18 protein-coding genes, 2 tRNA genes and 5 pseudogenes are annotated in these 23,554 nt (G+C 65.5%); 13 read left to right on the top strand and 12 right to left on the bottom strand.

Translation table 11 applies throughout. The annotated features are described in order from the left end of the window. Positions 1 to 38: 38 nt before the first annotated feature. A complete protein-coding gene (locus ABZW16_RS13205; RefSeq protein ID WP_354955396.1) occupies positions 39 to 431 on the top strand; it encodes a RidA family protein in 393 nt (130 codons plus the stop codon). Between the two features lie 128 nt (positions 432 to 559). After that, a complete protein-coding gene (locus tag ABZW16_RS13210) occupies positions 560 to 1,288 on the top strand; it encodes a maleylpyruvate isomerase family mycothiol-dependent enzyme (protein ID WP_354955398.1) in 729 nt (242 codons plus the stop codon). 219 nt (positions 1,289 to 1,507) lie between these two features. Here the strand turns inward: ABZW16_RS13210 and ABZW16_RS13215 are convergent, their stop codons facing one another. The 5 genes from ABZW16_RS13215 to ABZW16_RS13235 form a co-directional block, all read right to left on the bottom strand. Then, a complete protein-coding gene (locus ABZW16_RS13215) occupies positions 1,508 to 1,972 on the bottom strand; it encodes a hypothetical protein (protein ID WP_354955400.1) in 465 nt (154 codons plus the stop codon). Then, positions 1,969 to 3,102 (bottom strand): molybdopterin-dependent oxidoreductase, encoded by a 1,134-nt coding sequence (locus ABZW16_RS13220; protein ID WP_354955436.1) that lies wholly within the window; start codon positions 3,100 to 3,102, stop codon positions 1,969 to 1,971. The genes ABZW16_RS13215 and ABZW16_RS13220 overlap by 4 nt, the downstream gene beginning before the upstream one ends. Before the next feature lie 128 nt (positions 3,103 to 3,230). After that, a complete protein-coding gene (locus ABZW16_RS13225; RefSeq protein WP_354955402.1) occupies positions 3,231 to 3,902 on the bottom strand; it encodes a class I SAM-dependent methyltransferase in 672 nt (223 codons plus the stop codon). After that, positions 3,899 to 4,594, bottom strand: coding sequence for a DUF2064 domain-containing protein (locus ABZW16_RS13230; protein ID WP_354955404.1), 696 nt, complete (start codon positions 4,592 to 4,594; stop codon positions 3,899 to 3,901). Before ABZW16_RS13230 ends, ABZW16_RS13225 begins: the two co-directional genes overlap by 4 nt. Further along, entirely contained in the window at positions 4,591 to 5,262 is a 672-nt protein-coding gene (locus ABZW16_RS13235; RefSeq protein ID WP_354955406.1) for a glycosyltransferase family 2 protein, read from the bottom strand. The genes ABZW16_RS13230 and ABZW16_RS13235 overlap by 4 nt, the downstream gene beginning before the upstream one ends. Before the next feature lie 134 nt (positions 5,263 to 5,396). Here ABZW16_RS13235 and ABZW16_RS13240 point away from each other — a divergent pair, with 134 nt between their 5' ends. The 3 genes from ABZW16_RS13240 to ABZW16_RS13250 are packed head-to-tail and all read left to right on the top strand — an operon-like array spanning position 5,397 to position 8,445. Beyond that, positions 5,397 to 6,728, top strand: coding sequence for a hypothetical protein (locus ABZW16_RS13240; protein ID WP_354955438.1), 1,332 nt, complete (start codon positions 5,397 to 5,399; stop codon positions 6,726 to 6,728). A 3-nt stretch (positions 6,729 to 6,731) separates the two neighbouring features. Continuing rightward, positions 6,732 to 7,427: a response regulator transcription factor gene (locus ABZW16_RS13245; protein ID WP_354955408.1), complete on the top strand. Its 696-nt coding sequence runs from the start codon at positions 6,732 to 6,734 to the stop codon at positions 7,425 to 7,427. Further along, complete coding sequence (locus ABZW16_RS13250; protein WP_354955410.1) at positions 7,420 to 8,445, top strand: HAMP domain-containing sensor histidine kinase; 1,026 nt, start codon at positions 7,420 to 7,422, stop codon at positions 8,443 to 8,445. The genes ABZW16_RS13245 and ABZW16_RS13250 overlap by 8 nt, the downstream gene beginning before the upstream one ends. A 1-nt stretch (position 8,446) precedes the next feature. Here ABZW16_RS13250 and ABZW16_RS13255 read toward each other — a convergent pair whose 3' ends face one another. Both ABZW16_RS13255 and ABZW16_RS13260 read right to left on the bottom strand, forming a co-directional pair. Further along, a complete protein-coding gene (locus ABZW16_RS13255) occupies positions 8,447 to 9,505 on the bottom strand; it encodes an NAD-dependent epimerase/dehydratase family protein (RefSeq protein ID WP_354955412.1) in 1,059 nt (352 codons plus the stop codon). A 212-nt stretch (positions 9,506 to 9,717) separates the two neighbouring features. Beyond that, the gene (locus tag ABZW16_RS13260) at positions 9,718 to 10,791 is read right to left on the bottom strand and encodes a nitric oxide synthase oxygenase (RefSeq protein ID WP_354955414.1); all 1,074 of its coding nucleotides are present in this window, start codon (positions 10,789 to 10,791) and stop codon (positions 9,718 to 9,720) included. 1,186 nt (positions 10,792 to 11,977) lie between these two features. Between ABZW16_RS13260 and ABZW16_RS13265 the strand changes: the two genes are divergently transcribed. Further along, positions 11,978 to 13,039 carry an alpha/beta hydrolase family protein gene (locus ABZW16_RS13265; RefSeq protein WP_354955416.1) on the top strand — a complete coding sequence of 354 codons (1,062 nt, stop codon included), beginning with the start codon at positions 11,978 to 11,980 and terminating at the stop codon, positions 13,037 to 13,039. Positions 13,040 to 13,082: 43 nt separating this feature from the next. Here the strand turns inward: ABZW16_RS13265 and hisC are convergent, their stop codons facing one another. After that, a complete protein-coding gene (gene hisC, locus ABZW16_RS13270) occupies positions 13,083 to 14,165 on the bottom strand; it encodes a histidinol-phosphate transaminase (protein WP_354955418.1) in 1,083 nt (360 codons plus the stop codon). A gap of 96 nt (positions 14,166 to 14,261) precedes the next feature. Here hisC and ABZW16_RS13275 point away from each other — a divergent pair, with 96 nt between their 5' ends. The 4 genes from ABZW16_RS13275 to ABZW16_RS13290 all read left to right on the top strand — a co-directional run bounded on the left by ABZW16_RS13275 (position 14,262) and on the right by ABZW16_RS13290 (position 16,210). Then, positions 14,262 to 15,002, top strand: coding sequence for a dienelactone hydrolase family protein (locus ABZW16_RS13275; protein ID WP_354955420.1), 741 nt, complete (start codon positions 14,262 to 14,264; stop codon positions 15,000 to 15,002). A gap of 93 nt (positions 15,003 to 15,095) precedes the next feature. Then, positions 15,096 to 15,185 (top strand) — tRNA-Ser (locus tag ABZW16_RS13280). 39 nt (positions 15,186 to 15,224) lie between these two features. After that, positions 15,225 to 15,300, top strand: a tRNA-Arg gene (locus ABZW16_RS13285). A 616-nt stretch (positions 15,301 to 15,916) separates the two neighbouring features. After that, positions 15,917 to 16,210 (top strand): hypothetical protein, encoded by a 294-nt coding sequence (locus ABZW16_RS13290; protein WP_354955422.1) that lies wholly within the window; start codon positions 15,917 to 15,919, stop codon positions 16,208 to 16,210. Between the two features lie 1,185 nt (positions 16,211 to 17,395). Here ABZW16_RS13290 and ABZW16_RS13295 read toward each other — a convergent pair. From ABZW16_RS13295 to ABZW16_RS13310, 4 genes and pseudogenes are all read right to left on the bottom strand, one after another. After that, on the bottom strand, positions 17,396 to 17,968 hold the full coding sequence (locus ABZW16_RS13295) for a hypothetical protein (RefSeq protein WP_354955424.1): 573 nt from the start codon (positions 17,966 to 17,968) through the stop codon (positions 17,396 to 17,398). Positions 17,969 to 18,076: 108 nt separating this feature from the next. Beyond that, positions 18,077 to 18,331, bottom strand: a pseudogene (locus tag ABZW16_RS13300) (S8 family serine peptidase); the annotation flags it as partial. Between the two features lie 23 nt (positions 18,332 to 18,354). Further along, a pseudogene (locus ABZW16_RS13305) lies at positions 18,355 to 19,584 on the bottom strand (S8 family peptidase); the annotation flags it as partial. A gap of 319 nt (positions 19,585 to 19,903) precedes the next feature. After that, positions 19,904 to 20,871 (bottom strand): annotated as a pseudogene (locus tag ABZW16_RS13310) (AAA family ATPase). A gap of 944 nt (positions 20,872 to 21,815) precedes the next feature. Between ABZW16_RS13310 and ABZW16_RS13315 the strand changes: the two are divergent. The 3 genes and pseudogenes from ABZW16_RS13315 to sufC all read left to right on the top strand — a co-directional run. After that, positions 21,816 to 22,757, top strand: a complete 942-nt coding sequence (locus tag ABZW16_RS13315) for an alpha/beta hydrolase (protein ID WP_354955426.1) — start codon at positions 21,816 to 21,818, stop codon at positions 22,755 to 22,757. A 254-nt stretch (positions 22,758 to 23,011) separates the two neighbouring features. Beyond that, positions 23,012 to 23,410 (top strand): annotated as a pseudogene (locus ABZW16_RS13320) (DJ-1/PfpI family protein); the annotation flags it as partial. Positions 23,411 to 23,460: 50 nt separating this feature from the next. Then, positions 23,461 to 23,554, top strand: a pseudogene (sufC, locus tag ABZW16_RS13325) (Fe-S cluster assembly ATPase SufC); the annotation flags it as partial.

Consider the following 23,554-nt stretch of genomic DNA (forward strand, 5'->3'; position numbering starts at 1 on the left):
CCTACGGCCGAATGACCAGTTGATGTCATGCTGTCGCCATGGGTGATCGTGTGAATATCGCATCGGGCTCGGAGTTCGAGGACATCGTCGGCTACTCGCGGGCGGTCCGCGTCGGCAATACGGTCGTGGTGAGCGGCACCACCGCCTCGCTGCCCGGCGGCAATGCGGTCGGCGGCGCCGATATCGGCGAACAGACCAGGGAAACCCTGCGCCGCATCGCCTCCGCACTCACCGACGCCGGTGCGAGTCTGGCCGATGTCGTTCGGACCCGGATCTTCGTCACCGATATCTCGCGCTGGCCCGAGGTCGCCAAGGCACACGCCGAAGTATTCGGCGATATCCGGCCGGCCGCGTCGATGTACGAGATCAAGGCGTTGATCACCCCCGCACTGCTGGTGGAGATCGAGGCCGACGCGATCGTCGGCGAATAGCGCCGGTGCCCGGCTCCCGCGAGGACGCACAGCACGATTTCGAACTGTGCGGCCTGGGTGCAGCACATCACGGCCCCGTGACGCGGTTTCTCGGGCGGGGTCGGGGGTGAATCGCTAGGGTCGGACGGGTGACCAGCGACGCTGCAGAGACCACGGTTCAGCTCGAGACCGTTGCCGAGGCCACGGCACGGCTGTTCGAAACGGTTCGTGGTCTCGAAGACGATGTGAGCGTGCCCTCGCTGCTGCCCGGTTGGAGCCGGGGGCATGTGCTGGCGCATCTGGCGCGCAATGCCGACAGTCTGGTCAATCTATTGCTGTGGGCCCGCACCGGTATCGAAACTCCGCAGTACGCAAGCATGTTCCTTCGGGACGCGGATATCGAAGCGGGTGCGCCGCGGCCGCTCGCCGAGCAGTTGGCCGATAACGAAGCCGCGGCGAACCGCTGGCTCGCGCTGGCCCAGACCACGCCCGCGGAGGCTTGGACGGCAACGGTGCGCACCCGGCAGGGCAGGCCCATTCCGGCGACCGAGGTCATCTGGATGCGGTTGCAGGAGGTGGAGATCCACCATGTCGACCTGGGCGCCGATTACCAACCTGCCGACTGGCCGAGCGAATTCGTCGCCCGTCTGCTGCCCCGCGCCACCGCGGATCTGACCAAAGCCAATGCCGCCGGATCCGACCCGGCACCGGCGTTCGAAGTGCACACCACCGATACCGATTTCACTGCCACCATCGGCACGGGGGCCCCTGATCACACCATCACGGGCTCCGCCTCCGATGTGCTCGCCTGGCTCCTCGGGCGATCCGACGGGGCCGATCTGAGCGGAGCGCTCCCGGTACTTCCCTCTTGGAAATGAGCCTGGGCGCTCAGCGCGTTAGCGCGTCAGCAGCGGCACTGCCGACAACACCGTCACCGGATCGGCCTCTGCCGTGCTCGTCTGGCTCGTCGGGCAATCCGACGGTCCGTCCCGATTCTGGCGTCCTGGAAACGAGCCTGCGACGGAGCGCGTCCCTGCGACGGACTCGACTCCACTGCGGTCCGTCGCTCGTCCTGCCGCGCAAGTGAAGCGCACCCGCTACGGTCCGGTCTTCGCCGCTCGTGGAGACCGAAGGCCCCCTCTCCGGATGCGGGCATGCCGTCGGCCGGACCAGTACCGCACGGCGTGGGCAATGCCGACCAGGGACCAAACGAGGAGCAGGGCGACCGTCAGGCCGAGGGCATAGTCGCGGTCCAGCACGGTCGGATTGCTCGACATGGCATTGCGACGGTCCAGCACCGGAAGGGCGATCAGCACGAGGGCCACCGAGCAGATGGCACCGCAGGCGGTGACCGCCCACCAAGTGGGTGGGAGCAGGCGGCGCGCGGTCAATCCGAAGGCGGCGCAGACCGGGGCGAAGACCGCGTCGTGCAGCAGAATGCCGCCCGCGAACCAGATTGCGGCGGAGGCGAGATCGGTGGGCGGCAGATCGAATAGCGCGCTGATGCCGTACCAGCCGAACCACAGGCCGACGACGAGCAGCAGGATGCGGACCGTCGTCATGACAGGACCTCGATTTCGGACAGCCATTTGGTTTGCAGGACACCGGGTCGGTTGGGGGCGATGAGGCGGCAGGGGTAGCCGTGATCGAGGTCGAGGGTTTCGCCATTGACGGCCAGCGCGACCAACGTGCTCGCATCGACGACATGACGTTGTGGGAGCACGGAACTGCCGTAGATACCGGTCTGCTCCAGAGAGCGGAATCGCACATCCCCGCCGGGATAGTTACCGACCGCTGCGAGCAGGTCCAGCAGGCGAACACCGGACCAGTCGGCACTCGCACTCCAGCCCTCGACGCAGGCGATCGGCAGGCTGGCCCGAGTCTGCGGCAGCGATAGCAGTTCGTCCCGGGTGAACTGGCGCTTCCGATCGCCCACCGTGACCGTCAGCCGGTACCCGGCATCGCGGGCCCGATCACCGACGCCCGCCGCCGCGGCCGATCGATTGACCGGAACCCCTTGCGGCCCATGCCCACTGCGCGGCGCGAGCACGGCGGCCCAGCGGAGGAAGGGGACGGTCTGTCCCGCAACGGCCAAACCTGCGGCAACGGCGGCAAGACCCGCACCGGTCAGCACTGCGCGCCGCGAGATATGGGGTGTGGTCTCCGGCCCTGGAGTCCCGGCGCCCGATTCGACTTCGGGGTCGGTCAGCGGGCGTTGCAGTGCGTCGCGGATAACGGGCAGTTTGACCGCCACATGCACCGCGAGTGCGCCCACGGCGATATAGGCCATGGCGTAATGCGCGGTGGGAAAGAAGAATTTCCACGGGTAGTACTGGGCGATATTGATCAGGCCGGTCGACAGTTGGAAGATCGTCGCGCCGACGAGCAGGGCGATGGAACCGCGTTCGAGCATTCGCAATGGCGAACCGATGATCGGACGCCGGAACAGCCTGGGGTACACCGCCCACAGCTTCACCAGCAGCAGTGGGATGGCGGCGACCCCGGTGATCACATGGGTGCCCTGGGTGACCCGGTACAGCCAGACGGGATGGGCGGGCCACCAGAACCAGCTCGGCGGATGCTGGATCCAGTGACTCAATAGACCGGTCAGGAAGCAGACCAGGATCGCGGTGCCGAGCGCGCTGCCCACCCGACTCGCGACCTCGGGGCCACGTGCGGATGTCGGGCGCATCGCTTGTGCCCCCGCACCGGTCGCAATACCTGCGTTCGCGCGAACTCGCGACGGCCGCAGCACAGTCGCGAGACGGTGTGCCAGGCGGGCCAACGCACTGGTTCGGAGCATCGCACCGCGTGTATTCGTCATGACGCCCACCGATTGCTCGCCGTATACATCGAATGCCCGCCCCAACGCAGCCACCCGATGTACCTACCGGACACCTCCATGGCTGCCAGCACCCGAAATCCCGCCGCCACGGCCAGGTCCTCCGCGCAATCCACACCCACGCGCGCCCACGGAAACCATTCCCCCACTCGGGTTCTCGTCTCCAGCCGAATCGGATGCGACACCACACCGGTGCCGGGGCGGGCGAATTCGACAACCGCGATGCCATCGCGGGCGAGCAGTTCACCCGCGCGGGTCAGTATGCGCACCGGATCGCCACCGATGCCGATATTGCCGTCCGCCAGAATCGCGTAGGACCAGCGGCCGGACCCGGGCAGCGGTTCGAACAGATCGCGCCGCAATGCCGGTGCACCACGAAATCTGGTGGCCGCGACGGCCATCGGCGAGATGTCGACCCCGAGTGCGATGACGCCGCGCCGCAGCAGTGCCGTTACCAGCCGTCCCGGGCCGCATCCCAGGTCCACCGTCGGTCCGTCGCAGCAGCAGGTCAGCGCGGTATCGGCGCGGCTGTCGGCAGCGTCGAAACCCAGCCAGCGCCGGGTCCGCAGCCGGTGGCGTCGGCCATCGGTATCGCGCACCCAGCAGTCCTCGCCCGTCAGCGCGAGATCGAAGATATCGATGCCGCTCATCGGGATGCCAGTAGGGAGCGGTGCAGTTGCTGGACCAGCCGGGCGAACCGGCCATCGGATGCGGCGGCCACCTCCAGGGCGTCGGCAAAGGTATCGACATCGTTGTAGCGCGGCAGGGCACGCACCTGAAGATCGCAGCGCAGCATGGCATCTCGGGTGAGTTCGCCGGTCCGGTCGGTCGACATGGGCACCTCGACCAACGTGCGAGCCGCCCGCGGCGTCGGCAGCCCGAGCGCCCACCAGCCGCCGTCATCGGCGGGGCCGAGCAGTGCGTCACCGCGCAGGACCAGCTCGCGAGCGGCCCAGGTCAGTACGTCCGAACCGATCTGCGGTGTGTCCATGCCGATCTGCAGTACCGGCAGTCCGTGCCGCGCGGCATCGGCGTGGGCATTGGCCAGGCGCTCGCCGAAGGATGCGCCGCGCTGCGGAATGACCTCGAAATCGGTCAACGCCCTTGCCACTTCATCGGCGTATTCGGCGTCGGCGAGCGCCCCGGTGAACGCGACGATATGGTGCGCGACGGGACTGCGCGACATCGATGCCAAGGTGTCCAGCAGCGATGCCGCGGCGACCCGGGCCGCGTCGCGCGGCGAAAGCGGCGGTGTCAGCCGCGTTTTGGCGAGTCCGGGAATCGGGGCCTTGGCCAGCACGAGCAGTGTCGCTGCCACGGGCGACGGGCGGCGGTAATTCATCGCAGCACCGCCAGGAAGTCCCGGGTGGCACGCAGGGTGCCGAGCCACGATCCGGAGACCTTCGAAACACCGCCTGCCCGTGGTCGATACGCGATATCGCGCTCGACCACGCGCCAGCCCGCACCCGCCGCACCGATCAGCAGGTGCAGTGGATAGCCGGAGCGGCTGTGCAGCGGGCCGAGGGAGAGCAGCGCGGTTCGACGGGCCACCCGCATGGCACCGATATCGTGCACGGGCAGCCCGTAGCGGCGGCGCAGTCGCCCGGCGATGACGAGATTGCCCAGTCGCGCATGCCACGGCCACACGCCCCGGCGCACCGGCTTACGCCGGCCGACCGCGAGATCCGCACCCGCACGCACCAAGTCGACCAGGGGCGCCAGCTCACCCGGATCCATCGATCCGTCGCCGTCCAGAAAGGCGATCAAATCCGTACCGGCGGAGGCGATTCCGGCCTGCACCGCGGCCCCGTACCCGGGCCGCGCCTCGGATACCACGGCAGCACCGCACCGGCGCGCGACCTCGGCCGTCGCATCGGTCGAGCCGTTGTCCACCACCAGCGCATGGAATCCCGCCGGAATCGCGGCGAGCACGGCTGGCAACGCTTCAGCTTCGTCTCGGCACGGGATGACCACGGTCACGCCGTCCGGGTTGTGGAAGGTCTCGGTCATGGTTTCGACGCTAAGCCAAGCAGGGCCGAATCGATGCGGCGAAACTCCTGACGAAACAGTGACATCAAAGCCCGGAACCGCTCGAGCACCGCTTTTTCGGGCGCTGCCGTCCTATCGTGAGGTTCGTGCATGACGTGACGGAGGCCGTGGCGCGCCCACGTGGCCGGGTACCGAGCGAACTGGTGGGCGCGGGCATCGGCGCTGCGCTTGTATTAGCAGCATTCCTTATTCCGCGAATTTCCAGCGAACACTGGCGGAGCAAGCTCTACGCGGGCGCAGCCCCGCTCTTCGGCGACTGGTTGACGCACGTCGGCTGGGGTTCGGTACCGGCCATCGCCATCGCGATACTGATCATCCGTTTCGGTCCCGTGCTGGCCGGGCGGCTGCCCTGGCGTCGCCTGCTGACCCTGTCCTGGCTAACCTCCGTGACCTGGGCATTCGCCTTGGCCATGATCGACGGCTGGCAGCGTGGATTCGCGGGACGGCTCACCACCTCGCACGAGTATCTGCACGAGGTGCCCGGTGTCCGCGATATCCCGGCGATGCTGCGCGGCTTCTCCGGCCGCATCCTGGATTTCCAACCGGATTCGTGGACCACCCACGTGTCCGGGCATCCGCCCGGCGCACTGCTGTTCTTCGTACTGCTCGATCGCATCGGCCTGGGCGGCGGAGGCTGGGCCGGGCTGGCCTGCCTGCTCATCGGATCGAGCGCGATTGTCGCGGTCGCGGTCACGCTGCGCACGCTCGGCGCCGAGGATCGGGCCCGAAAGGCTCTGCCGTTCTTGACGATAGCGCCGGCCGCGGTATGGATCGCGGTCTCCGCCGATGCGGTGTTCGCCGGTGTGACGGCGTGGGCGGTCGCGCTGCTCGCCATCGCGGTCGGGCAGCCGCGACGCCGGTGGATCGCCGTAGCTTCCGGTGTGCTCTTCGGCCTGGGAATCTATCTCAGCTACGGCCTCGTGATCATGGCCGTACCGGCCGTCGCGGTGCTGATCGCGGGCCGAACCGCCCGACCGCTGCTGCCCGCGCTACTCGGCGCGCTGCTCGTCGTGGCGGCCTTCACCGCGGCCGGTTTCTGGTGGCTCGACGGATATCACCTGGTGGTCGAGCGCTACTACCAGGGCATCGCCGCCGAGCGTCCCTATGGGTACTGGGTGTGGGCGAACCTCGCCGCCACCGTCTGTGTGGTCGGCCTGGCCACCGCCGCCGGGCTGCCGGGCACGCTATCGCACCCGCGCAAACCACGCGATCCGACCGCGCTCTTGGTGGCGGCGGGTTTGTGCGCGATATTGGTGGCAGACCTCAGTGGCCTGAGCAAGGCGGAGACCGAGCGCATCTGGCTGCCGTTCGACATCTGGCTCATGGCCGCGACCGCGTTTCTGCCGCGGTCCACCGTCCGAGTCTGGCTGTTCGTCCAAGCGCTCGGCACCCTGGTACTCGCCCACACGATCCTGACGAATTGGTAAGCCATGAGCATTCTGATCGCCGACGACGACCCATTGGTCCGTGATGTGGTGCGGCGCTATCTCGAACGTGACGGGCTGACCGTCGTGGAGACCGCGGACGGCCCATCGACCATGGCCCAACTCACCGACCCCACCGGCGACCCCGTCGAACTGGCCGTCCTCGATGTCATGATGCCCGCCCCCGACGGCATCGAGATCTGCCGCGCGGTGCGCTCGGGGCCGCGGCCGGACACTCCGATCATCCTGCTCACCGCGCTCGGCGACGAGGACGATCGGGTGCTCGGCCTGGAGGCGGGCGCCGACGACTATGTCACCAAACCGTTCAGCGCCCGCGAACTTGCGCTGCGCGTCGCCTCGGTACTGCGGCGTTCGCAGGCGATTCGGCAGCCGGGCACGGAGGTGCTGCGCGACGGTGCCGTCGAGGTGCGGCCGGATTCGCAGTCGGCGCTGGTGGACGGCGTGCCGGTGGATCTGACCGCGCGCGAATACGATCTGCTCGTCTTCCTGCTGCGCCATCCACACCAGGTGTTCAGCCGCGAGGAATTGCTGGCCAAGGTGTGGGGTTGGGATTTCGGCGATTTGTCCACCGTCACTGTGCATATCAAGCGGTTACGCGCGAAACTCGGCGACCGGCACCGGATCGAGACGGTGTGGGGTCGCGGCTACATCTGGGGCCGGAATGGAGAATCCAGTGCCTGAAGACACCGTCCAACTGATTGCCTACGCGCTGGCCTGTTCGCTCCCGATCGTCGCCGTCGGCGCGGTGATCCTGCGCGCCACCAGCAATCGTTCCATGACCACCAGCATGGCGGTGCTGGTGCTGATCCCGACCCTGTCCACGCTGGCGGGCGTCATCGGGGTCAGCGGGTTGATGTTCACCGACGAACTGGAGCGCACCGCCGTCGTACTCGCGGTGGTCGCGGCGGTCACCGTACCCGCCGCCCTGCTGCTCGGGCGGGAACAGGCCCGAAAAACTGTCTGGGAGAAGCAGATCCGCGAACAGGAACGGATGGCCGAACGCTCCCGCCGCGAACTCGTCGCCTGGGTGAGTCACGATCTGCGGACCCCGCTGGCGGGCATTCGCGCGATGGCCGAGGGGCTTGCGGACGGCGTGCTCACCGGCACCGCCGATGTGGCGCGCTATGCCGAACAGATCGTGCGCGAGACGGATCGGCTCTCGGTCATGGTCGACGATCTGTTCGAGATGTCGAAGATCAATGCGGGCGCATTGCGATTGGAACTGGAGCCGGTCGATCTGCGCGAACTGATCGATGAAGTGCTCGCCGCCAATCGCCCGAACGCCGAACGCGCCAAGGTCCTGCTGCGCGCCGAACAACCCGACTCCGAAATCGTCGTCGCGGCCAGCGACCGCGCCCTCGGCCGGGTACTGACCAACCTCGTCTCCAATGCCATTGCCCACACCCCGCCCGGCGGCCAGGTCGCGATCTCCGCTGGCACCGCCGATGGCCAGGCCTGGGCGCGGGTCGACGACACCGGACCGGGTATTGCCGAGGCCGACCTGCCGCGCATCTTCGAGGTCGCCTACCGCGGCACCGCCGCCCGCTCCCCCGTCGCCTCCGACGGCGTGTCCTCCGGCAGCGGTATGGGCCTCGCAATCGCGGCCGGACTGGTCGAAGCCCACCACGGCGATATCACCGCCGAGAACCGCGACCAGGGCTGCCGCTTCGAGGTTCGGCTGCCCCTCAGCGGAAACTGAGTCACATCAGCGGCGCACCCGCCCCGGCGACCGCGCGCAACGGTGCGAAGGCGAATTCGGCCAGGCCGTCGAGCGGATCCACCTGCGCGGTGAATCCCAGAATGCGTTGCGCCTGTTCGGGACTGGCGACAATGTGGCGCACATCGCCGGGCCGGTAGCGTCCGGTGATCTCCGGTTCCGGCCCGCCGCGAGCCGCGGCGAGGGCAGTGGCGACCGCGCCGATGGTGATCGGCCGTCCCGAGGCGATATTGAGCGGCAGGAACCCGGTGTGCGGATATTCGACCGCCGCGAGATTCGCCGCCGCGATATCGCTGACATGGACGAAATCCCGTGCCTGCCTGCCATCCTCGAATACCTGCGGCGGTTTTCCCGACTCCAGTGCGGACCGGAATATCGCCGCGACACCGGAATACGGTGTATCCCTCGGCATATCGGGGCCGTAGACATTGTGATAGCGCAGCGCGGTCACTCCGGAATCGGTCACCGCGGCCCACGCGGCCGCATAGTGCTCCTGCGCCACCTTCGCCGCCGCATAAAGACTGCGCGGGCGCAGCGGCGCGTTCTCGGGCACCGCCGCCCAACTCAGCACCGCATCCGAATCCGGATCCCGATGCTCGTACATCCCCTTCTCGAGATCCCCCCGCCTGCGCACTCCGACCTCGACCGCCCCGGGCCGCACGCCCCGATACCGTCCCTCCCCATAGACCACCATCGACGAAGCCAGCACCAACCGCCGACATCCGGCCCGATCCATCGCCGCCAGCAGAACCGCCGTCCCGAGGTCGTTATGGCTCGCATAGGCGGGCGCATCCTGCGCACTGACCCCGGCCCCGACCACCGCCGCCTGATGACACACCACATCAACCCCGCGCAATACCGAATCCAACGCATCCGGATCACGCACATCGAGCACCCGCACATGCTCCGGCGCTCGGGCGCCGACTCCGTGTGCGGCCGGCAGCATCATGTCGACGGCGACCACATCATGCCCCGCATCGGCCAACTCCCGATGCACTCGCGCCCCGATGAACCCGGCGGCCCCGGTCAAAAGCACCCGCATATCAACGCCACCCCGAGCACAGCCGCAATTCCCGGCCCAAACCACGGTTTTCCAAGGTCATGAACCCGATTCTGCTGCCAGACCCGCAACTTTTCGCGCAACCGGGCCGCCATGTCAGACTTTCGTCACGATCGTCCGGCCACCGGAAAACGTCCGTGAAGCACGCGCCGCTTCGAACGCCGCGAGAGAGCACTGCCGCTGGCAAACGGAGATCAGATTCCGTCCTCGCCGTCGAAATCCCGCCGCACGAAGTTGGGCCGCAGATCCGGTTCGGGTTCGTCGTAATAGCGGTGGAAGGTCGGGGTCAGACCGGATGAGATCGGCGGATTGACCCAGCTCCAGTCCGTCGGACATTTCCGGCCCGCGGCCTGCTCGCGGTTGACGTGGTCGCAGAACTGTTTGGCAACGGTGTGATGGTCGACGATGTACACCCCCGACTTCCGAAAGCTGTGCAACACCGCACGATTCAGTTCCACCAGTGCCCGGTCGCGCCACAGTGAGCGTTCGGTCCTGGTGTCCAGGCACATCATTTCGGCGATGAGCGGCAGCATGTTGTAGCGGGTGGTGTCGCTGAGGTTGCGTGCGCCGATCTCGGCGCCCAGATACCAGCCGTTGAACGGCGCGAACGGGTAGGTGATGCCGCCGACCTCCAGGTTCATATTCGAAACCGCGGGCAATGCATGCCATTTCAGTCCGAGTCCGGCGAACCAGTCGAATTCGGGATGTTCCAACTCGACCTCACGGGCCAACTCGGGCGGGACATCGAACCAGCGGATCGGCTCGTCCGGGGTGCTGATCAGCACCGGCAGGACGTCGAAGGGGGTGCCCGCGCCGCGCCAACCGAGTTTCACGGCGAGTTCGGTGATCGCGATATTGGCGGCATCGCCGGTCACAGTGCCGTCACCATTGCGGTATCCGGCGTAGCGGATGAGTTGTGAGCTGACAATGCGGAATTCACGGCCGTCGGCCTGGCGCGGTGGTCCGACGGTGATCATCGATTGGATGGCGCCGCCATTGGTCGCCATATGCAAGTGCTGCCAGCAGACCTCGGCGAGGTCGCGGGCCGAGCGCACCCGCCGTGCGTCGAGCAATTTCAGTGATCGCCAATGTTTTCGCCCGACGCAGCGGGCGTGGTTGCGCCAAGCGAGCTTGGCGCCGATGAGGATCTCCTCGGCGGTCTGCACGTAGCTGCCGGTTTGTTGGAGCTGTTCCAACGCGCTGCGGCGGCGTTGCGGGGACAGGTGCGCGAGTTCGGGTAATCGGAAGAACTCGTCGCATTCCCGCATCCGCCGCTTCAGATCTAGGCCGAAAGGCTTTGTGTCAGGGGTGCGTTCGAGCGACACGACAGGTAGCGCTTGGTTCACGGTATTTCTCCGGTCGGACATCAGGTACTGCGGCAACACAGACAGGCATTGATCGAGCAGAGAATTTCGCGCGCGGAGCGCAGTTACACCGGGCCAGACGGGCGGTCCACGAGTTAGCCCCGACGTTGCGGGACCTCCGAAAGCCAAGGGCCGATCATGTATCGGCGTCGAGCAGGCTGTCGGGTTGCCGTCCGCGCACACAGCAGCATGACCTGCCTGCTGATGTTTGCTGTCAACGATCATGCTCGTCCCCATCGACACCCGAAAAGGCCCGTGTAGAAGCGTAGGACCGGTGTGCTGGCCGTGTGCCTGAATTCGACGTATTGCCTGTTCGGAATCTGCCGACACAGGGAGCTGTCTACCGATCCAGCCAAACCCGACCGACCTGTATGTTGCTGCCGCAGTATGGCTATTCGATCGGTTCGCCCAACAGCGAGGTCGGCTGCTGCCCAGCCTTGTCGGTATGGCGGCGACCATGCTGGCGCTTCATGCCATCGGCTGCGGGACGCTGCTGTTGTTCGCGGTACCGGGCCAGCACGGCGTGCAGGATGCACCGGCGTGAGCGCCGGGTTCGGCATGCCGCGGCTGTCCGGTTCACGCTCGAGTTGCGCCGCATCGAAGTCGCCGTGCTGCATCCGGCGGACGGCTCGCCGAATGGCCAGCAGGGACGTCGGATTCAGCAGGCGGACAACGATCGGAAAGGCGCCGGATCAACTTTCGGGTGGTGTTTTCGATCGCGGCAATGTGGTCGGCGTCAAAGGCGTGGCGCCGGTGGCGTGCAGCCACAGACGCACGTGCGCCCGCACCAGGCGATCGGCCCGGGGCGGGCACCCGGCCTAGATCAGCGAATCCCATGAATTCTGCGGCGAGTCCGGGATATTCGCGTGGATCGAGAATTCAGATCCGAGTGATCTCGGTTACATTGCCGCCGGGCTGTTCGTGGCGACCTGGGCGATCGCGGCGAGGCGGTAGCGCTTCACAAGAGCGGAACGCCGCTGGCAGCATGACCTCGCCGCACAGTAGCCCACAGCGGTGGCCCGAATCACATATTCACCGGTGATTCCATCGCTGGGAGGCTCGCCTTCGCATCTCTGGCAGGATGGTCGGCATGCTGTCTCGGCGCGAGGTGCGGCGTTGGGTCTCCAGCGCAATCGTGAGTGTCGCACTGATTTCCGGTGCGGCGGTGTTCGGGGCGCCATACGGACTAGCCGCTCCCGATGGCCCCCGGCCCAATACCGGATCGGCGGACAGTCCGGATCCCGCGGCGCCGACTATCCCCAATGTGCCGCCGCCCTCGATCGATCACATCGTGCCCATCAACGACCGGTGGCTGCGGGTGTGGGTGAACTCGCCCGCGATGCGCCGGGCCGTCGAGGTGCAGGTGCTGCTCCCGCGCGATCAGACGCATCCGCGGCCCACCGTGTACATGCTCGACGGGCGTAGCGCCGAGGCGGAGAGCAATAACTGGACCACACTCGGACACGCCGACCGATTCTTCGAGGACAAAGACGTCAATGTGGTGCTGACGGTCGGCGGCCCGGCCAGTTTCTATACCGACTGGAAGCGCCCGGATCCGGTGCTCGGCACCAATATGTGGGAGACCTTCCTGACGCGCGAACTCCCGCCGCTCATCGACGCGAAGTTCAACGGCAACGGAAACAATGCCGTCATGGGCGTTTCGATGGGCGCCGAGGCCGCGATGATGCTGGCCATCCGGCAGCCGAAGCTGTACACGGCGGTGGCCGGGCACAGTGGCTGCTTCTCCATGGGCACCGATCTCGGACAGGCGCAGGCCCGCGCGGTAGTGGCGACCTATGGCGGCACGCCGGACAATATGTTCGGCGATCAGCACGATCCCGCTTGGCTCGACCACGACGTGCTGCTGCACGCGGAAGCGTTGCGCGGCAAGGCGATCTATCTGTCGGTCGGCAGCGGCCTGCCCGGCCGATACGACACCCTGGACAACCCGGATGTGGTCAGCACCGTCGGTTTCGGCGGTCCGCTCGAGGCCGCCACCAATCTCTGCACCCGCAGGCTGACCGATCGGCTCACCGCACTCGGGATTCCGGTGACCGCCACCTTCCGAGCGACTGGTACCCACTCGTGGCCGTACTGGGCCGACGAACTGGGCCAGTCGTGGCCGACGATCGCGCGGGCGCTGGGCGTCTGAGGCGAGCTGGGCGTCTGAGGCGTTCGGGTTCGAAGCGTCCCGGCTAGCCGATTCCGAAGCGCGCCAACACATCCGGATCGGTCGCGAACCGCAGGAACTGCTCGTTCTCGTGCGCGTCACCGGTGGTCACCCGCACGCCGTCGGTGGCATACGGCCGCACCAGCACCCCCGCCTCCGCGCTCGCCTCGCCGTATTCGGCGCTGCGCGCACCCAGCGGCAGCCACAGGAAGTTCGACTCGCTGGGCGGCACCGCATAGCCCGCCGCGAGCAGCGCATCGCGCACCCGATCGCGTTCGATGACGAGGCTGTCGGTGCGATCGAGTAGTTCGTGCCGCGCCTCCAGGGATGCGATCGCGGCGGCCTGCGCGACCCGGTTCACACTGAACGGGATGTGCACCTTCATCAGCGCCGTGATCACGGCCGGATCGCCGACCGCGTAGCCCGCGCGCAGTCCGGCCAGACCGTAGGCCTTGGAGAAGGTCCGCAGCACAACGACATTGGGCCGATTACGACCGAGCTCCACGCCATTCGGAAACCGCTCGGGGGCGAGCCGCATGTACTCGAAATACGCCTCGTCCAACACGATCAGCACATGCTCCGGAATCGCGTCCAGGAAGCGCACCAGCTCGGCCTCACCGACCGCGGTGCCGGTCGGGTTGTTCGGATTGCAGACGAAGATCAGCTTGGTGCGCTCGGTGACCGCGGCGGCCATCGCATCCAGATCGTGCACATGCTCCGGGGTGAGCGGCACCCGCACAGCGGTCGCATTGCCGACCTGGGTGACGATCGGATAGGCCTCGAACGAGCGCCAGGCGAAGAGCACCTCGTCGGTCGGCGCAGCACAGGTGATCTGCACCAACTCCTGACACAGCGCGACGCTACCGCAGCCGACCGCGACGTTCGCCGAAGAGACGCCGAGAAAGTCCGCAATGGCCGCGCGCAGTTCGGTGACCTGATTATCCGGATAGCGGTTCGCCAGTTCGGCGGCCTCGGCAATGGCCTTCGCGGCGGCCGGCAGCGGACCGAAGGTGGTCTCGTTGCTGGCGAGCTTGACCGCGCCTGGATGGTTGCGGCCGGGGACGTACGCCGGGATCGAATCGAGGTCCGGCCGGATATGCGCTGTCACGCTTCAACCATATGCCGGGTACCGGAAATTCTGGGCGTCAGGGCCGCTCACGTGCAATTTCTCGCGAAGATCAGCAGATCCACCTACCCTGGTTCCATGTCGGGCATTTACGACGATATTGCGCCGCTACGTAGTCGCGACGACATCATTTCCGGTGCGGAAGCACAACCATCGACCGAAGACCAGCGCCGGACCGCCGACACCCAGGTGCCCATCACGGTGGCCGAGCCGGAGGGCAACGCGCGCGGTGGCATCGTGGTGCTGCACGAGTCGCGGGAGTTCACCGGTCCATTGCTGGACCTCATGAAAACCTTGGCGACCGAGGGCTGGACGGTGGTCGCGCCCAATCTGTTCCATCGTGCGAACGGCGAACCCGCGCACGAGGTATTCGGCGACGACCTGTTCGACGATTTCGACGCCTGTTTCGACTGGCTCACCCGCCGCGGCGTCTTCCCGGACTGCATCGGCGTGCTCGGCTTCGACCACGCGGGCACCGCGGCATTCCTGGTCGCAACCAACCGCCCCGTCGGCGCCGCGGTCAGCGTCGCCGCCCCCGGCATCATGGAACCGCTCACCGATGAAGCCGACGCCCTCATCCGTGCGGCCCCGAACCTACAGGCGCCCTGGCTCGGCCTCTTCGGCGCCGACGATCCGGACACCCCGCCCCAGCAAGTCGACCAACTCCGCGATGCCGCCGCCCGCGCCGCGGTCGCCAGCCTGGTCGTGACCTACCCGGGCCTGTACCGCCGCGCCGACCGATCCGGCGGCGACGAAGACTACGATCTCACCGATTCCCAGACCCGGATCTTCGACTGGTTCGACAGCAATCTTCGGTGATTACCTGGCGTTTTGCGATCTGGACGTCGGCTACTGTAACCTTCCTGTTCGGCGGTTCGGAAAGGAACCGGTGCCCTCGAAGAGAAGGCTCCAGGAGGCGTGCCAGAGCGGCCGAATGGGACTCACTGCTAATGAGTTGTCCCTTCACGGGGACCGGAGGTTCAAATCCTCTCGCCTCCGCCACACCCCGGTTCGCCGGGTCATATAACTGAACACAGGCATGCGCCCGTAGCTCAACGGATAGAGCATCTGACTACGGATCAGAAGGTTAGGGGTTCGAATCCCTTCGGGCGCACCACATTTACCAGGTCAAGACCTTTTTTGAGGTCGGGTTAGTCCGCAACATCGGACCACCACCAAAGAAACACCAAGAATTCAGCACCAACAATATCCGTCACCTGACAGTGCCCAGTCCCAGCTCCAGCACGGCCGATGAGTCCGGCGCCTGCTCCGGCGAGACGATGTAATGCCGCTCCGTGACACCCTCACGAGAAGGCCACCGAGGCACTGTCCAGCCCCGACGCCGAAGCTGAAGCCCTACCTGGCCGAAGCTGACAACCCCCTCCTATCGCCGCTGCGGCTTGACACGGTCGGTGAGAGTCTTTGCCGGACGCTGTGGACAGGCGGGTCAGTGGATGAGTCAGCATTCTTCGTGGCTGATTCATGATGTGCTGAACAAGACGATCCGCGTGCAGCCTGGTGGCGAATATGTCGATGGGTGGGCGCAGCCTGCCTGTCCACTGATCATCCGCCAAGTCGCCAGCCGTGCTACCGCGGGTTCGACCGGTGCGCGCAGGCTGGCGAGGGGCGGACGATAGACGCTGTCGCCCCCGGTGTGCATTCGCCTGCTTCCGGGCGAGGTAGGGCGCGAGAGGCTGTAACCACGCAGCGCATCATTTCTGGAGGTGACCGTGATGGATGAGTCCGGCCCGACCGTGGTCGTGGTCTATGACGTCGGTTCCGGGCGACCACGCAAAGTCGCGGAGTTCCGGTTGACCGCCGCGGGCACGGCGACACTCAACGTCACCGACCCCAGTGGGTGCTTGGTCGCGCAACACTGGTACGACCGCGGCATCAATGTCTATGACCTACCCGAGCGAATCGGCCCCCGCGGGGGAACCCGTTTCCTGCGGGCATTGCTGGAAACACCGACGAGCAGCTACTACCGGTTAGTGGATGAGAGCCCGCCCCCACGGCCACGCGGATGAAGGGAACAACACCTCCTGCCGCGGCAGCCGCGCAGTATCCCGGACGGGCGCACTGACCGCCCAGACTGACCGACAGTCCGTGGCCTGTGCAGGCCACCATGTGTCGCCGCGGCTGCCGACTCCCCGATCTTCAGGTTCGGCGGCAGCCGCACACGAGCGATCCGACCGCGGCGGGCAGCCGCGCCGTGGGAAGTGCTTCCCGTCCGGCACAGATGCGCGAGCAGGTCATTCGATGGACCTCCGGCCGTCGGACCTGTGTGGATCGGCGCATTTATCGGGGTCGGATCGTCACGGTCAAAGTATGCTGCTGCCGAGGGACAGAACACTGCTTCCGGCGCTGAGGATCAGCGACAAAATCGATTGAAAATTCACTGCGGACTCTCCTTCTCCTGGCCGCCGCCAGGCCTTACATGGACCGGTTTGCGAGGTTTCGAGCGTTCGCCACCTCCGTTTGCAGACCGTTCGGCCGCAGTGTATGCCCTCCCCCTGATTTGGGCGCCGCGTTGCACTGCCCACGTCTGGCAACAGCGGCCACCGAGCAATCCGGTCAGCGTGTCCCGCGCGGGACCGGTGAACCTCCGAGAAACGAACTCACTTGCCGAACGCCGTGATCCCAATGCATGCGGGCAATCCCAGCGCTGCGGAAAACCTGCCCCCGGTAGGCGTCGACAACAACTTGTGAACCCCTAGCGTCGCAACATTTTTCGCATCTGACCTGTAGGCGCGGTACTTACGTTTGGTGTACGGCTCGATACCGGTAAGATGGTCGACGTAGGTGTGCAACCAGTCGGTCACCGTCGCCGGCGCCGCGGTGCTGCGCGCTGAAAGTCCAGCAACGCCACCGCATCCGCGACACCGAGCTGGTCGACCAGCTGCGCCCACCTGATCGCAGTCTCCAATATCGGAAACGATTTCGAGCTCTGCACCACACGCCCATCACGGACGATGCGGATCGGGACCTGCCACACCACCGTGCAGTCACGACGCACACACGGACGAGGAGTCGGCAATTCAAACCTCCAGGTAGACGGACTATTTCCGTCCACCCCGGCACATCGCGTGCGCCGGTGTTCAGCGGCTGCCTGGGCGATACAGTTTGGTGGCGCGCAAGATATTTCGGAACCCAGCTAGCTGATCCCACAGTTGTGCGTTGCAGAGAGCCCATCCAGAGATGTTGGCGTCCGCTTACTGTCCGGCGATCTCGACTGGTACGGGAGTCACAATTTGCGTGGCGATCGGCGTGTACAGGTCGACACCTTCCTCCTCGGTACGGAGGGAGACGAGCAGTGAGTAGCGCACGGGTAGGTCCATGCGATCCTTGCGTGCGTTCTTCTTCCACCATCCGCCGACGGGGTAGACGACGATCGTGTGGCAGTTCGCGAGCTTGTGCCCGGTTGTGGTCCATTCGTCTTGATGAAGCGAGCCGCTGTCGCGCTGTCGTGGTCCGACCAACCAATCTGCTGCTTCCGCATTAGCCTCAAGATTGTCGCGGTTGATGCGGGCAAGAAGTTGCCGTTCGGATTCCGAGGGGCCCTGCAGCTCAAACCGGAGCCCATGAGAGGCGTAGGAATATCGTTGGCGCCAACCACGTTTGGCCGGTGAAGGCTCGATGAAGTAGGACAAGGTGATTCGAAGAGTCACCTTGCTGTTGCAGATGTCGTCGAGCACATCCGTCGGCCACGGCAATGAGTGCATACGAAGCCGAGGCATGGCGTAATCCTTGCCTACGAATGGCACGAATTCGTCCTGACTGACCATCGTGACCGATTGCCTGGAGGAGCGAAGCACGCTGTCCTCGGCAGGAACTCCCCAGCCGTAACGGCGCAGCAGGTTACTTTGTTCAGTCTTCTTGCCATTCTTGGCATCGATCTCGGCACGCATCGCAGGAGTCCACTCGGCAGCATGCACAAGTAGGCCCCGGATGGTCTCCGGCCAGTAGGCCGGATATTCGCTGACGGCAATAGCTGCAAGCCGCGCTGCCTGGGCAGTCGCCGCGCTCGTGGCGTTGGCTGAGTTGAGTGCAACATCGCTCTGCAGGCCAGTGGTCGCAGGGTCAGCGACGGATGGCGATCCTCCAGCATCTGCTGGCCGTCGATGAGGACATTGCCGCCCTCCATACAGATGTCAGGACGAATCGGCCACTTGGACCCGAATTGCACCGATGTTCGGCTATGAGGTGAAAGCTGACCTCGATCAGCCACCACCCACCATCCGCTGTACTGGGGATGCTCAGGTGGAGTGACAAGATCAGTGAAGGCGCCGACTACGAGTGCGTTCCAAGCCTGAGCAGGGTCGTCGACTACAGCGAGATCCGCAGCGGCAAGATAGTCGTGATCGGCTTCAGCGTTGAGTTCGGCGTTGCCGGCGGACAGCAACATCAGCCGAGCGGTTTCTGGGTCCGGAGCAGACAGCAACTGAAGTTGATCTCCATTGCGCACCACATCGACACCGGCCGCCAAGGCGTCGATCGACGCCGACCAAAGTGTCGGTTCGCCTGGCCGGTCCGCGACGGTCGAGATCGGCATGCAGTAGACACGGCGCCGCTGACTGGTTGCTTCGGGTAGCCCCATAGCGAGAACGGTCAGCGTGCCGTAGTCCTGTGGATCTGTATCGGGTTCATACGGTCCTGGGATCATTCGCACCGACTCCAAACGGTGCGACAAACGCACGGGTCCATTGCTAATCAGTAGGTCATCCAGGCGACCGTAAAGGCCGAGGCCAGCCATTGAGGTGCCGTGTCCACGGACATCGAGCCCGGACGTCCCGATGGCATCGTGTAGGTCGGATTCGCTCAGCGAGTCGGCAAGGAGCACGTGCCCGCGCAGGACACCGGTGTCGAGATGGCACACCGCGGGCGCAGACTCGTCGGCGTGCTGCACCCGATCTGCTAGATCCTGCACGTACTCGCTTTGCTCTTCGGTGGTGAGGTCCTCGATGCTGTCGATGAACTCGGGCCGACGAATCTCCGCGACCGGAACGCTGGTGAACGGAAGGCTTTGCAGCGCCGCCCAGGATGCTTCGACCCACATCACAATTCGGTCCGAGAACACCATCACACGGTCACGGACCCGGATTCCGAGTCTGTCGGCGAAGGAATGCAGCAGTTCAACAGCTGTCTCTGTCCTGTCGAGCCACAGCTCCCACCACTGCAGCCCATCTGTGGGCGGTTCGCCAGCTGACTGCCACAGGTCCGCAAGTACCGCACCGCGAATCCGGGCTATGTTGGCAATGAGTCCGTTGTTGGGCGGATTCGGTTTGTCCTGTGCGTTGGCTAGGTAGTCCTCGAACAGCTTGAGGAATGCGGCGCGGTAGGTATCCGACACCCATACGACGGCCTGCTCCGGCACGTCCCCCGCTGCCGGACGAACCGACATAAGCAGCCATTTCGGTAGCTTGGGCGACTTTCGGTGCGTTGTCCTGCGCTGCAGCCTGTCCAGGTCTATCGGATACAGTGCGCCCGCGCCCTCCAGCGTCACGAACGTCCCGTGCGCCTTCAGCTCATCGATCGAGACACTGGCCTGGGACCGCTCCTGATCGTTGTCGTCGAACACCAACTCGAGTTCATCGCGTAATGCGATGCCATGTGCACGCCGCTCGACAGGCCTGATCTTCGGGTTGCCACCGCCGCCTCGGCTGACGGGCTCATCCGTCGCTCGTTCGGTGACAAGCAGGTGGGTGAGGTGTCTCAGCTCGTCAGCCAAAACTTGCCTTTCTGCGGCCGTTCAAAGCGGCTATCAGATCATCAGCGGTCACTTGTGAATCACCACGTAGCAATACCGTCTTCGCCGCAGACTCGGCGGCTTTCACCAAATCGGCGTGGCTCAGGCCGTCAGCGTGTTTAACCACGGCCTGCCAACGTATTCCTTTTCCCAACGAGCCCAGCCGTGCCCGCATGACTGCCCTCGCCTGGGGCGCATCCGGCGACTCGTAGGACAGCACAGCGTCAAACCGTCGGAATAGTGCACGATCAAGAATCGAGCGATGATTGGTGGCCGCGATTACCAAACTGTCCGGGCTGGCGCTTTCCAGGAACACCAGGAACGAGTTCAGGATTCTGCGGGCCTCGCCCACGTCGTTACCAGCTCGATCGCCCCCAACGCGTCGAATTCGTCGAACAGGTATACGCCGCGACGCTCGATGGCTGCGTCGAACACTGTACGCAATTTGGCCGCCGTCTCTCCCATAAACTTGCTCATCAGGCTATCCAGGCGAACCGTGAACAACGGCAGTCCTAGCTCACGAGCCAAAACAGCTGCTGTCATGGTCTTTCCGGTACCAGGCGGCCCGACAAGGAGCAGCCGGTGGGTCGGTGTGAAGCCGTGACCGAGGAGGGTTTTTCGTTGGCGCTGCTCGGCGAGCAGGTGGTTCAGCTGGTCCGACAAGGTGGGAGGCGCGACCAGATCGCGCATCGTGACCTCAGGATGGGACACCGCGACCAACTCGGCGAGGTCACCCCGAGGTTGCGCCGGCTTGGTAACGTTGCTCCGCAGAGGCGACCTGCGCGAGTCATCGATAGTCTTCTTGATGTCGTCGGCAACGCGACGATGGCCCTGACGCGCTTCCCCAGCCGCGAGCTGCAGTGCAACAGCATAAAACGACGAGTCGTCACCTGCCGCGTGGCTGCGCACCAACGCCGCGATGTGCTCCCCAGTCCCAGCCATTGCCCATCTCTCATCAGCCGAATTGATACTTGTCAAGCTTACGGCCCACGTACTCTTTCATACGCTTAGATCATCTCTTTGCGTGTGAAGACCGCGCGAACTCAACTGCTGAGGACCGATATCAGAGGCGTCCTGCAGAACGGAGATGACGCCTTCCGTCGATTCGGCAGTACGCCCATCGTGCCTGTCTGCGAACGGCAGTGAGTTCGAAATCGATAGCAGACCAGCAGGTTTGGGGCCAAGTTGGTGTCACATCCCCCGGCGTAGCAACTGCGCCGCCCTACAAAGATCTTGATTTGGACACCTTTACGCGCAGCGACGGCATTGCGTACGCACGACATCAGCGACAGGCAAGTCCATGCTCGGACGGGAAATACCCAGCAGCCCTGGCCAACTCAGCATCCGATCACGTGCCCCGTCGAATGTTCATGGCCGGACTCGCGGTGCGGACCGGAAGCGTCTCGGCGGCGAAAACCCGGCCCGCGCCGACGATGGCCACTGTGGCGCCGAGGCTCGCCCGTCCGGTGCCAAGTCCGCCGGCCCGCGAGGATGCCCGCAGGGGCGCGATTCTGCTCTGGTGCTCGTCTTACCCCGTGTTGTAGTGGTTGAACGGGGAGGCTCCGGGGGTATGTATCCGGTGGGGCCTCCCCGTTCGGTGTACAGCGGTAGCAGTCACGTTGGGCTCGTGTCCCGCTCAACGCCCCGATTCCCGGGAACATAGAGGAATCTATGGCGTCTTATGTTGCGACGCAGTCGATGTCGCCGGGTGCGTGCACGCTTAGTACTGCAACGGCACTCGGTCCCCAGCGAATCCGGATCATCGACTGACGAAATCGGCCCAGCGGCTGACCGATTCGGCCTTTGGTATCGGTCGGGGTGGCTTTCTCGGCGTTCAATTCGAGCAGGTCGAAGGTACGACCGAGATCGCTGGAAGGGAAACGACAATGACTGAATTCGTGACACTCGCGGACGGACGGATCGCCTGTGATGTGGCCGGCGCAGGGCCGCTGGTGGTGCTGGCGCACGGGATGGGGACGTGGCGGCAGGATTTCCGGCATCTCGTCGGGCCGCTGGTCGCCGCGGGGTATCGGGTGGTGAATGTGGATATGCGCGGGCATGGGGAGTCCAGCCTGGATTGGCCGTCGGTGACCGGGAAGGCCGCCATCAGCCGCACTGATGTGGCTCACGACTTGCTCGGTGTCATAGGGCATTTCGGTGGTCCGGCGGTGATCGTCGGGCATTCGCTGTCCGGCGGGTCGGCGACCATCGCTGCGGCGCAGGCTCCGGAGTTGGTGACGGGGATCGTCGAGATCAACCCGTTCACGCTGACCCAGAGTGTGAGTGTCGGTGCGCTGTTCACGGTCCCGCGATACCGGCGCGGCGGGCTGCGGCTGATGGCGACGCAGATGTTCAAGACGTTCACCTGGTGGCGCCGGTATCTGGACGTGGCGTACCCGACCAAGCCTGCCGATTACGACGAATACATCGCCGGGCTGGGGGAGATCCTGGGGCGGCCCGGGCGCTTCGCGGAATTCATGAAGACCGGTCAGACGACCCCGGCGGATGCCGAGGCTCACCTGCCCGAAGTCCACTGCCCCGCACTCGTGATCATGGGTACGCAGGACCCGGATTACGTCTCGCCCGAAGCTGAGGGAAACGCGATCGTGGCCGCCATGCACGACGGGCTCGGCCGAGTCGTGCTGGTCGACGACGGCGGACACTATCCGCACGCCCAGTTCCCGGATCGTGTTGCCGCAGTGCTCATCCCATTCCTCGAACAGCACGCGGCGCGCGGCAAGAGCGGCGACGGGCCTGCGACGCGCGGCAAGAGCACGGACCCATACGCGGTGCGCGGCAAGGGCGCCGGGGTCGCGATCGGCGGCTGATGGCACAGCTCGGGTGGGCTCCACGATCGCCGGTTCGCGTGGCGATACCCCCGCTGCGCGAGCCGGTGTGGGAGGCCGAGTGGGGCTCCGGATCGCCAGGGGATGCGGCGGTGGAGGAGTCCGACGGCCGCCTCGGTCAGCAACTGACCGTGGCGGCCACCGGCCCCAACTGCGATGATGGCGGAATGCCCGAGCCGCGCACCATCGTCTTCGTCGCCTATGAGGGTATGCAACTGGTCGAATTGGCCGGGCCGATGGACGTTTTCGGCTTCGCTAACGCCCTCGCCGGGCAGGAGCTGTACCGGCTGGTGACGGCCTCGCCGCAGGGCCGCTCGATCAAGGTCGACGGCGCGCTGACGCTCGGGATCGAGCATTCGCTGCAGGATCTGGCCGCGTCCGAGGAGGGGATCGACACGCTGGTGGTCGTCGGCGGCTGGGTCTCCGGGCCGGTGTCGGCGGAGGTGGTCCGCGAATTGCCCGCGCTGGCACGCAAATCCCGGCGAGTGACCTCGGTGTGCGCAGGCGCGCTGCTGCTGGCCTCCGCAGGGTTGCTCGACGGGTACCGAGCGACCACCCACTGGTGGAATACGGATCTCATGGCTCGCAGCTATCCGCGCGTCACCGTCGAACCCGATCGCATCTACGTCCACGATCGCAACCGCTGGACCTCCGCAGGCGTCGCCGCCGGCATCGACCTCGCGCTGGTACAGGTAAATCAACATTATCTTCTGCAATTATGGGTCACCCAAGTTATGAAGTCACTCAAGGTGAAGTATTACTTGATGGCGTAAATATTT

Source organism: Nocardia sp. NPDC004604 (assembly GCF_040609795.1).
In the GTDB taxonomy this organism is placed as follows: Bacteria; Actinomycetota; Actinomycetes; order Mycobacteriales; family Mycobacteriaceae; genus Nocardia.